Raw genomic sequence first — 10,392 nt, forward strand, 5'->3', positions numbered from 1 at the left:
CATTTTTAGTCATTGCGATGTTCCTTTTGTTAATTGTTGATCGGCCAAGATCAATTAACAGGTTACATCGCAATGCTTTATCCTCATACACCAGAAACGACTATAGCTCCTCATTATCACTGGTTCAATAGTAACCTTCACGTTTTTAATGTTCAACAATCAAGTTTGTTACTTCATTGATACACTTTTGAAAGGGGGGGGGGGGCTGTTCGCGGAATATCGATAATATTTAGGGCGACCTTATAAATATTTCTCGAGCAGGTTTTGAGTAATTCCTGTTTGAATGTAATAAAATTTTCTATATCTTGGGGTAATAAATAACCACAGAGGCATCATCAGATCGTGAATTGGTGAAAATCACTTGAGCTTGTAATGATTGTGCTAAAGATAAGGAATTCAATTTTATGTCAACGCAGTTAAACAACCCTTCATAATCGTTAAGGCTATAAGCATCATATAATATGTAAGTGTTTTCTATAGGAGAAAACTCATCAATTTTCCCATCATAATAGAATAACGCTCCTTTAGCTTTTTCAAATTTTTGGTCAGCAGCAGCTACCTTACAATAAGGTCGAAGTTCAGAAGGAACATAATTAATATGATTAAGAAGCTTGTTTATAACTTCTCTTACATCTTCACTAGATGCACTTATATGTTTCCAGACCATTTATATTCTGCGACTCCTAAGTTCTGTTAGGCACTTAATACACTATATGCGCCTTAAAGTAATTGTCAAATTGACACGGTTCAGTCGATATGCTCATCACCCCGTTACCAAACACGACTGCTATCCTAATGGCAAATTCAAAGAAGTACGGTTGTTTATTGATAGTTGGACAAGCATCCCGTTAGAGGGGGCACTGGGGAGCGGGAATTTCTAGTCATAGCTTCAAACTACATTTTACTACCAGTGATAATAGTGCTTATCACTGGCTCAATAGTTAACCTTCACATTTTTGAAAATGGTAAGCCCTAAGCTAAATGTGGTAAACAAAAAGAGCCTTCAAGCCACAAAACGGTAAACCGTGGAAGATGACTGGTAAGTAAATAGACCTGTCAGCCCCTAAGTTGCCACTTAGATGAATAAAAAACCCTACCAGTGATAAAGATGATTTATCACTGGTAGCACCTTCCCCCCCCTCAAATATCCGCTAAATAACAAGTTGACGCTCACAATTATGATTAAACTGATCACACTAGACTATTTCACTATTTCCCTCTTCAATGACAATATCGCCATTAAAGCGACCCAGCTGATCCTCATCCACGTTATAAATATCACCATCGATGCTGATATTGATATTTTGATCGCCATTTTTCACCAAAGGAGTATTGAAAGTATCAATCATAAAATCTACTGAATAAGCCACTGCATCGGTATTGAGAAATGGCTTAATGCCTTCGATTTCTGTTGCAGTCGGAGTCGATTTTTCAGCGCATTTGGGCACAATAAAAAAAGCATGGCTGTATCCAGTCATAGCTCCGCCGCCTGCATTTCGATACACCGCTAAGCATGATTGATTAATCAAAGGATACTGAGATAAACGTTTATCATAGTCAGCTGAAAAGCCTTCGGAAAACATAAGGTAAATGATCAATACGAAAATAATGCATAGACTCATGAGCACAATGGCACTAATAGCCACGACTTTTCGCATACTCTATCCCTTTTCTTATCCAAGTTTGATCCTTAGGATCATCACCAAATGGAGCCGATTGATACCAACCTCCCCAATGATCTTTAGCTGTTCCAGCTTGGCTTTGAGCAAATCCAGCAGCTCTTAAAAGAACAGATTCAGGGATCCCACCTGCATAACCTACTGCACCATAATGAAAATTGCCAAAGTCTTCAAACTGCCGATTACCGTTTTTCTTAAAATCCCATGGCCCTTTATTTCTTACTTTCTCATAGAACCAAACATAATCAGTTGGACCAAACATAATCAGTTGGACCAACAATTCGACCAAATTGATGCCGAATTATCTTCATATTGACATCCACTGATACTCCCTCAGGAAATGCAGGTATGGTAGACATATTCCCTCCCTAAATAGTCTAACGGATTAATAAAACTAATAAATAAACATAACCTAGCATTCAAAGAAAGCAGTTGTAAACAGATTGATTTTATTTGTAATTAAAAAGTAGAACTATCTCACAACCTTCATCAAACTCCTTTTATAACCCCCCCCCCTTCTTTTGATTTTAAGATCCCCATCGAAGTTACCGAAAATATTTTATCAATCATCGTGTGAATGCCGAGATAGCCTTAAGTGAGTCAGGACGACGAATATGAGGCGATAACGATGATTGTGAATAAAATAGTAAGGTGCTTAACTTCGTCTGGGCGTCATGGAGGATGCAAGGAGGATAAGGACGAGCAGCCCTTCTTGCCCCAGTGTGGATGGGAATCCACGACCTTAGCCTCACCGCAGGTGATAAATATATTTCACTCCGCTAGGCGTTATGGCGATTATTAGAGGGCGAAGATCACAACTGTGATCGCTATAAGCAACAAATAGGGATATCGATAAGAACAAACAGTCCTCCTAATCCCACTCTTTATTACAAGAAGGAGTGGGGATCCACGATCCTTAGCCTGCGGCAGCAATTAACTCAAATAAACCCTATTGTTTAAGGTGAGGTGATTTTATAAAAATAACGTTATAGATTACTGGACCAGTGTGGGTGGGAACTCACAACCGTCCATTAAGCGAAGCTTAATCAAGCATAAATGTCACTAGGGGCTGTTGATCTTTCGTGGTTAAATTATGTCCGAACTAAACGTGTTTTAATCACGGCGTAGTGAGTGCAGCCTAGTCTTCTAAGCAAATTCTCTACAACAAAGAGTAAAACACGTTTAGACGGATCCTACGGACAGCGTTTGTGGCGCCTTTTACAGCGTTATCGCTTATTTATGTAGAATAACTACACAGCATAAGCTCTGCCTTGTATAAAGACCCCACAAACTGCTGCAGAACCAATCACCAAAGATCAACAGCCCCTATCCTTTATTCGAAGGCCTACTCCACACTGATCTCATCCGAGATTTTAGGTTTCCCTTGCTCTATGGCAATTTCAACGCGGCGATTACGTGTCCTATTTAGGCGGGTATCATTAGGAACAAGGGGCTGCGTCGACGCCATGCCCACCACCTTCATGCGCGTTGCATCAAAACCTTTGACTCGAATAAGTTCATGAGCCACCGCCACCGCGCGGCTACTGGACAAGTCCCAGTTAGAACGATAAAGCTCGTTGGCAATGTGTCGATTATCGGTATGGCCCGAAACGGTGATAATACCGGGAACATCTTTTAATAATTCGCCAATACGATGAATAATAGGGCTAAATTGAGGTTGTAAGAAGCCAGACCCCGATGCAAAAGCCCCTTTTTCACGAATACGTATGATGATTTGTTGACCTAGCGATTCAATTTCAATCGCCCCATCGACAATTTCTTCATGCAGCGCTTGGGCCATCTTTTTCACTTGCTGATTAATCTCAGCTTGAGCAAGCGCACCGGTGGTCAATGGCTCGTTACTCGCCGCCTTTGCCATCAAAGCCGCTTTGCCGCCACGCAACTGACCATTTTGTGATTGTATGCCGCCCGCACTGTCTTCCTCACCCGATTGAAACGTCAACATGGGTTCGGTGACCTCTCGAGTATGTTGATTAATCGTCACAAGCGGCGTATTTTCAGGCCGACCGGGGCGAAACTCTAATGCAATAACGGATGTTCCTTTAGGTATGTCTTTGACATCCATTTTATTTTGCACGCCAAAAGCATACTTCATTGAGCCTGCTATTTGCTTAAATTTCATCACATCCATTTCTGAAAAGGTCAGTAACAACACAAAAAAGCACATCAATAAAGACATCAAATCGGCAAACGTCGCCAACCACATAGGGGCTCCGGGTGGAGGACAATCACACTTTCCTTTAAATTTAACCATAAACTAATTACCATCCATGGTATCGATAGTCCTCTGCTTTTCTGACAAATAATTCTTCAAAAAACTGTCAATGACTCTAGGATTCTGCCCATCTTGAATGGCCAGCACGGCATCCATAATCAAATGCCGATTGAGCATTTCCTCTCCCATTCTCAAGCTGAGCTTATCGGCAATAGGGATCGCGACCATATTCGCCAGCACCGCTCCATATAATGTGGTTAACAAAGCCACGGCCATCGCAGGACCGATGGATTTAGGATCGTCCATATTGGATAACATGCCCACCAGCCCAATTAAGGTCCCAATCATCCCCATTGCAGGAGCGACATCACCAAAAGATCTAAAAATGCCGATACCTAATTTATGGCGTTGCTCCGTGAGCAATATGTCTTTTTCTAACGCATCACGCACAACATCTGCATCATGGCCATCCACGAGCATATCAACCGATTTTTTCATAAAACTATTACTAATTTGTGCCTCTTCTAAGGCTAGAAATCCCCCCTTACGAGCAGCATCTGCCATCACAACGGCTTGCTCTATCAAGTCATCAGGAATATCCAATTTAAACATAAAGGCTTTAATGGCAATTTTAGCCGCGCCAAAAAATTGCTTTAAATTGTATTTCATCATGACCACAAATAATGATCCCAAAACCACAATCAATATGGAAGGCACATTAAAGAAGATCTCTAAACCACCACTATTTGTCATGGCGATCACTACAAATACAAACGCCCCGATCAATCCAATTAATGTTGCTAAATCCACAATTATTCCTTACTTCTCTATTTTGGCTTCAGGCTGTCAACCACACTAAAAGTCACTGATGGTTGGAGCACAAAAAAACATCCCATTCATACTATCGGGCCAGATCTCAAAACATTAAGCACTAAATGGTTTCAATGAGCGATAAACAACACGTTTGCTTATATAACAAACAAAATGAGCAGTTGATGTAACTCCTTTCTCACGGCGTTATCGCTTATTGATAGTCGGCCCATGGATAGGAAGGTGAATGACGTTTGAATCCACATCAAGAATAACGACGCAACACAAACTCTGCCTTGTATCAATAAACTGCTGCAGAAATCACCAGCAACGTTTAACAGAGCCTAATAATGTTCTCCTGCTGTTTAAGACTAATTGACACTGCCGTCTCAAAAACGCGATACAACCCTGTTTGCTGCACAAAAAAACAAACGGCATAATTTGACCCTAGCCCCCAGCTGATATACCGTGTGTATCGCTTAAATTGAGGAATTGTCACCGTGGCTAAAAAACCTGAAAATCTCACTTTTGAAGAATCTTTATCTGAACTTGATACAATTGTGACTGACCTAGAACAAGGCGATGTTTCCCTTGATGATGCTTTAAAACAATTCGAACGCGGTATCAAGCTGGTTCGTAGCAGCCAACAAAAACTGGAACATGCGCAACAGAAAGTCGCTATTTTAATGCAAGAAGATGATGCAGAACCCAGCCCTTATCAGCCAGAGGATGTGTAATTGTTACTGAAAACAATCGAACATTATCAGCACCGAGTCGATACTCATTTAACCAAGGTCATTGATGAATTAACCACCACGGATGAGCAACTTAAAGCCGCAATGAAACACGGTGCGCTGCTTGGCGGAAAACGCATTCGTCCTTTTCTTGTTTATGCGGTTGGCGACATGTTAGGAGTGGATCTTAACAAACTGGATCCTGCTGCAGCAGCGATTGAATGTATTCATGCTTACTCTTTGATTCATGATGATTTACCGGCTATGGACGATGATAATCTCAGGCGAGGACTACCCACTGTGCATATCGCATTTGATGAGGCAACCGCCATTTTAACCGGCGATGCCCTGCAATCCTTGGCTTTTGACATTATCAGTGAGCCCACATCAGGGCTGTCCGCTAAACAAAGTTTATCGATGGTCAAAGTGTTAGCCAGCTCTGCTGGCTATAATGGCATGTGTGGTGGCCAAGCTATTGATCTTAAATCGACTAATAAGAAAATCGACTTAGCAACGTTAACCCAGTTACATAGCTTAAAAACCGGAGCATTGATCCGTTGCGCCGTTGAACTGGCCATCATTGCTGCAGAAACAAATGATGATGAACGTCATCGGTTATTGGATTTTGCCGACGCTGTGGGACTGGCCTTTCAGGTACAAGATGATGTCTTGGATATTACTGGCAGTACAGAAGAGCTCGGAAAACCACAAGGTTCTGATACCAATGCCAATAAAAGTACCTACCCTAAGCTACTGGGATTAGCAGGAGCACAACAAACCGCACACACTTTAATCCAAGATGCACTATCAGCGCTGGCAAAATTACCCTACAATAGCCAGCTAATTGCCGAATTTGCTCGTTATATTATTGAGCGAAAAGTATAAAAAGAAACAAAGAATCTCGTTATGAGCTGTGATATATCTCAATTCCCTGTGCTTGCGCAGGCAGGCACCCCAGAAGAGCTAAGACAGCTACCTCAGTCTGTATTACCTCAAGTTTCTGATGAACTTAGAGCCTTCTTACTCAAGTCTGTTGCGACTTCAAGTGGACATTTTGCTTCTGGCCTAGGCACAGTTGAGCTCACTGTTGCCTTACATTATGTGTATTACACCCCTTTCGATCGTTTAATCTGGGATGTAGGACATCAAGCCTACCCACATAAAATTTTAACGGGTCGTCGCGATCGCATGCATACCATACGCCAAAAAGGTGGGATCCATCCTTTTCCTTGGCGTGAAGAAAGTCCATTTGATACCTTCAGCGTGGGTCATTCAGGCACCTCTGTGAGTGCCGCCTTAGGCATGGCGATTGCTGCTGAAAAAGAGCAAGCTAATCGTAAAGTGGTGGCCGTTATTGGTGATGGTGCAATGACAGGCGGCATGGTATTTGAAGCACTTAATCATGCCGGAGACATCCATAATGACATGCTTATCGTACTGAATGATAACGAAATGTCAATTTCTGAGAATGTCGGCGCACTCAACAATCATCTGGCGCAATTAATGTCAGGCCGTTTCTATACCAGCATTCGTGAAAGCAGTAAAAAAGTGCTGAAAAATATGCCCACCATCAAAGAAATGGCGAAACGCACAGAAGAACATCTCAAGGGCATGGTGGTTCCGGGTACCTTATTTGAAGAATTTGGTTTTAATTATATCGGCCCCATAGACGGCCATGATGTGGATTCACTCGTTGAAACACTCCGTAATATGCGCCAGCTTAAAGGGCCTCAAATTCTGCATATTATGACCAAAAAGGGGAAGGGCTATGAGCCTGCGGAAAAAGATCCCATCGGCTGGCATGCCGTGCCTAAATTTGATCCTACGCAATTTAAAAAACCCACCGCACAGCCCAGTTCACCGACCTTCTCTCAAGTATTCGGAAAATGGTTATGTGATGTGGCTCAAACCGATGAGAAATTACTCGCCATCACGCCCGCTATGCGAGAAGGTTCTGGAATGGTCGAATTTTCTCAACGCTTTCCTCAGCAATATTTTGATGCGGCCATCGCTGAGCAACATGCGGTAACCTTGGCTGCAGGCCTCGCCTGTGAAGGCTATCAAGCTGTTGTTGCTATTTACTCCACATTTTTGCAACGAGGCTATGATCAATTAATCCACGATGTCGCCTTGCAAAAGTTGCCGATATTATTTGCTATTGATCGCGGTGGAATTGTGGGTGCCGATGGTCCAACCCATCAAGGTGCATTCGATCTCAGTTTTATGCGAACCGTGCCCAACATGGTGATCATGACGCCATCAGATGAAAACGAATGCCGTCAGATGCTCTATACCGGCTATCGTTACCAAGAAGGACCCACGGCAGTACGTTATCCTCGAGGCTCTGCGACGGGGGCTGAACAAGTTGAAGCACTAACCTCTATTCCTATCGGTAAGGGGCTGATTAAGCGCCAAGGTAAAAAAATTGCCATTTTGAATTTCGGCACTTTACTCGCCAATAGTTTAGTCGCTGCAGACATTCTCGATGCCACTCTAGTCGATATGCGATTTGTGAAACCTATTGATGTGATGCTGATCACAGAGCTCGCACAAACCCACGATGTATTAGTCACTGTGGAAGAAAATGCGATTATGGGTGGAGCGGGTTCAGCGGTACTTGAAGTCTTACAACAAATCAAATTACCTAAACCGGTACTGCAGATTGGTCTACCTGATGAATTTATTAAGCACGGCGAAGCCAGTGAAATTCTAGCGGATTTAAAACTGGATGCTGAAGGGATTTTACAGCAAATCCAAAATTACCTTGCTTAAGGCCCACATTCATATGCTGAAATAATCAATAAAAAAGGACTGCGCACGCAGTCCTTTTTTAATGTTCGTAAACGAATCAGATTATGACTCGCCTTGTGAAACCATCACCATCGCAGGACGAAGTAAACGTTCATTCAATACATAGCCTTTTTGCATCACAGCCATCACAGTATTGGCTGGAAACTCGCTACTTGGCTGCATACCAATCGCTTGATGTAAATCAGGGTTAAATGCATCACCTTGAGGACTCACTTGCGATAAACCAAATTTGCCAACCGCACCGACAAAACCTTTAAGTGTTAGATCGACACCTTCACAAAGACTCTTGGTTGCTTCATCTTCGGCGTCAGTCCCTTCTAATGCACGCTCTAAATTATCAAGAACAGGCAGTAATTCATTAGCAAATTTTTCGAGGGCAAATTTACGGGCTTTTTCAACGTCTATCGCTGCACGACGACGAATATTATCCACTTCCGCCGCAGCACGGATCACAGAATCTTTTTGCTCTTCAACTTTCGCTGCAGCCGCTTTTAATGCTTGTTCCAATTCTTCAACACGAAAATTAGCTTGTGTAAGCTCATCCATCACACTCGTTTCATTTTCTTCCGTCTCGTTAAGCAGTTCCCCTTCCAGCACTTCTTCTGTAACAGTTTCAATATCTTCTGCTTGAATGTTTTCAGCTTTATTCGATTCTTTACTCATTTTTGCTCCGACTAAAAATGCTTTGTTTCTGCAAGTTATGAGCATATTATGGGGATCTATTCTCAGGTTTCAAGGTCTATACCCGTAACCTTTGAAAACGCATATTTTCAGCGCCAGTAAAATCTGTCAATTCAAGGCGCATTATTGAAGGAATGTAGGCACCTTTTGAGATAATGCAACAAAGAAGTGGTTGGTTTTAATGGCTCCTAATAGGCCCTCTTTTGAAGCAAAGGGGAAACTCTTTTATGCTGCGTTACTGAACATCAGCTTAGAATCACTAGGTTATCTGTTCAAAACTTTGCCTAAAAGGCTTTAAATTCCAGCTGAATCCTGCATCTTCAAAGGTTACGGGCCTAATACCCCGAACAATGGATTAAATATTTTATGACAAGTAAGTTTAAGACTATCGGCTTAATCGGTAAACCCAATCATCATGGCACACACCTCACCCTTAAGCGCTTAGTCCAATGGTTCTGCACTCAAGGGCTCACCGTTCTAGTTGAAGACAGAGTGGCCGATGAAATCGGTCCTGATGTAAAAGCTGTTGACCTACTCGAAATAGGCCAGCAGTGTGATTTGGCCATTGTTGTAGGGGGGGATGGCAATATGTTGGGCGCTGCGCGCGTGCTCGCCCGATTTGACGTTTGTGTCATCGGTGTTAATCGCGGTAATTTAGGATTTTTAACCGACTTACCACCAGAAGGTTTTGAATCTATTTTAGAAAATGTATTAAAGGGTGAATTTGAGACCGAACACCGCTTCTTACTTGAAACTGAAGTCCATCGACATGGTGAACTTAAATCTTGTAATACGGCGGTCAATGAAGCAGCTTTACATCCTGGTAAAATTGCCCATATGATCGAATTTGAAGTCTATATCGATGATCAATTCATGTATAGCCAACGTGCTGATGGCATGATTATCGCCACGCCGACAGGGTCAACCGCTTATTCTCTTTCCGCCGGCGGTGCCATTTTAACCCCCAATTTAGAGGCGATGATTTTAGTTCCCATGTTTCCTCATACCTTATCAAGTCGGCCCATTGTTGTTGATGCTAGCAGTATTATCACTGTAGTGGTTTCCCCTCATAATAGTGACAACTTAGAAGTCAGTTGCGATGGGCATGTCCATTTAGCAGTATTGCCCGGTGATAAAATCATTATCAAACGTAGCCAAGATACCTTAAAGCTCATCCATCCTAAGGGACATAATTACTTTCATGTACTCAGAACCAAACTCGGCTGGGGAAGTAAATTATTCTAATCAAGGTAAAGATCAATAAGACGGTGAAGGTCAATCAACATTGGCCTTTTCTCTTTTTGGGTACTGCCATTCTCATTAAAAATAAACCTGATTACCGACAAGTCTCAGCCATAAGCTACTAAAACTGAACTATAGTTAAAGTAAGGCTTTGAGTGGATAAATGGTTATGGCTAAAAGTAAAGTTCAACACCAGTTT

Annotated in this window: 10 protein-coding genes; 4 read left to right on the plus strand and 6 right to left on the minus strand. The window is 42.3% G+C overall.

Features of this window, described 5'->3' with window-relative positions:
* Window positions 1-298: 298 nt before the first annotated feature.
* From L2764_RS23685 to pomA, 5 genes are all read right to left on the minus strand, one after another.
* A complete protein-coding gene (locus L2764_RS23685; RefSeq protein WP_248942813.1) occupies window positions 299-667 on the minus strand; it encodes a hypothetical protein in 369 nt (122 codons plus the stop codon).
* A 529-nt stretch (window positions 668-1,196) separates the two neighbouring features.
* Window positions 1,197-1,658, minus strand: coding sequence for a hypothetical protein (locus tag L2764_RS23690; RefSeq protein WP_248942814.1), 462 nt, complete (start codon window positions 1,656-1,658; stop codon window positions 1,197-1,199).
* On the minus strand, window positions 1,636-1,941 hold the full coding sequence (locus L2764_RS23695; RefSeq protein ID WP_248942815.1) for a polymorphic toxin type 44 domain-containing protein: 306 nt from the start codon (window positions 1,939-1,941) through the stop codon (window positions 1,636-1,638). The genes L2764_RS23690 and L2764_RS23695 overlap by 23 nt, the downstream gene beginning before the upstream one ends.
* Before the next feature lie 1,083 nt (window positions 1,942-3,024).
* The gene (locus L2764_RS23700; protein ID WP_248942817.1) at window positions 3,025-3,954 is read right to left on the minus strand and encodes a flagellar motor protein MotB; all 930 of its coding nucleotides are present in this window, start codon (window positions 3,952-3,954) and stop codon (window positions 3,025-3,027) included.
* A gap of 3 nt (window positions 3,955-3,957) precedes the next feature.
* Window positions 3,958-4,725 carry a flagellar motor protein PomA gene (pomA, locus tag L2764_RS23705; RefSeq protein ID WP_248942818.1) on the minus strand — a complete coding sequence of 256 codons (768 nt, stop codon included), beginning with the start codon at window positions 4,723-4,725 and terminating at the stop codon, window positions 3,958-3,960.
* A gap of 500 nt (window positions 4,726-5,225) precedes the next feature.
* Between pomA and xseB the strand changes: the two genes are divergently transcribed.
* From xseB to dxs, 3 genes are read left to right on the plus strand one after another with little or no spacing between them, the layout of a single operon-like run.
* Window positions 5,226-5,462 (plus strand): exodeoxyribonuclease VII small subunit, encoded by a 237-nt coding sequence (gene xseB / locus L2764_RS23710; protein WP_248942819.1) that lies wholly within the window; start codon window positions 5,226-5,228, stop codon window positions 5,460-5,462.
* The gene (ispA, locus tag L2764_RS23715) at window positions 5,463-6,344 is read left to right on the plus strand and encodes a (2E,6E)-farnesyl diphosphate synthase (RefSeq protein ID WP_248942821.1); all 882 of its coding nucleotides are present in this window, start codon (window positions 5,463-5,465) and stop codon (window positions 6,342-6,344) included.
* Window positions 6,345-6,365: 21 nt separating this feature from the next.
* Window positions 6,366-8,231 carry a 1-deoxy-D-xylulose-5-phosphate synthase gene (dxs, locus tag L2764_RS23720; protein WP_248942823.1) on the plus strand — a complete coding sequence of 622 codons (1,866 nt, stop codon included), beginning with the start codon at window positions 6,366-6,368 and terminating at the stop codon, window positions 8,229-8,231.
* Window positions 8,232-8,312: 81 nt separating this feature from the next.
* Here the strand turns inward: dxs and grpE are convergent, their stop codons facing one another.
* On the minus strand, window positions 8,313-8,933 hold the full coding sequence (grpE, locus tag L2764_RS23725) for a nucleotide exchange factor GrpE (protein WP_248942825.1): 621 nt from the start codon (window positions 8,931-8,933) through the stop codon (window positions 8,313-8,315).
* Between the two features lie 384 nt (window positions 8,934-9,317).
* On the opposite strand from grpE, the gene nadK reads away from it, so the two are divergent.
* Entirely contained in the window at window positions 9,318-10,196 is an 879-nt protein-coding gene (gene nadK / locus L2764_RS23730) for an NAD(+) kinase (RefSeq protein ID WP_248942827.1), read from the plus strand.
* The last annotated feature ends 196 nt before the right edge of the window (window positions 10,197-10,392 follow it).

Origin of the sequence: Shewanella surugensis, assembly GCF_023284005.1 — a bacterium.
Classification (GTDB): domain Bacteria; phylum Pseudomonadota; class Gammaproteobacteria; order Enterobacterales; family Shewanellaceae; genus Shewanella; species Shewanella surugensis.

Coding starts and splice junctions, on each gene's coding strand:
- L2764_RS23695 (WP_248942815.1), bottom strand. CDS start 1,941: ATGTTTGGTCCAACTGATTATGTTTGGTTCTATGAGAAAGTAAGAAAT.
- L2764_RS23700 (WP_248942817.1), bottom strand. CDS start 3,954: ATGGTTAAATTTAAAGGAAAGTGTGATTGTCCTCCACCCGGAGCCCCT.
- L2764_RS23685 (WP_248942813.1), bottom strand. CDS start 667: ATGGTCTGGAAACATATAAGTGCATCTAGTGAAGATGTAAGAGAAGTT.
- L2764_RS23690 (WP_248942814.1), bottom strand. CDS start 1,658: ATGCGAAAAGTCGTGGCTATTAGTGCCATTGTGCTCATGAGTCTATGC.
- grpE (WP_248942825.1), bottom strand. CDS start 8,933: ATGAGTAAAGAATCGAATAAAGCTGAAAACATTCAAGCAGAAGATATT.
- nadK (WP_248942827.1), top strand. CDS start 9,318: ATGACAAGTAAGTTTAAGACTATCGGCTTAATCGGTAAACCCAATCAT.
- dxs (WP_248942823.1), top strand. CDS start 6,366: ATGAGCTGTGATATATCTCAATTCCCTGTGCTTGCGCAGGCAGGCACC.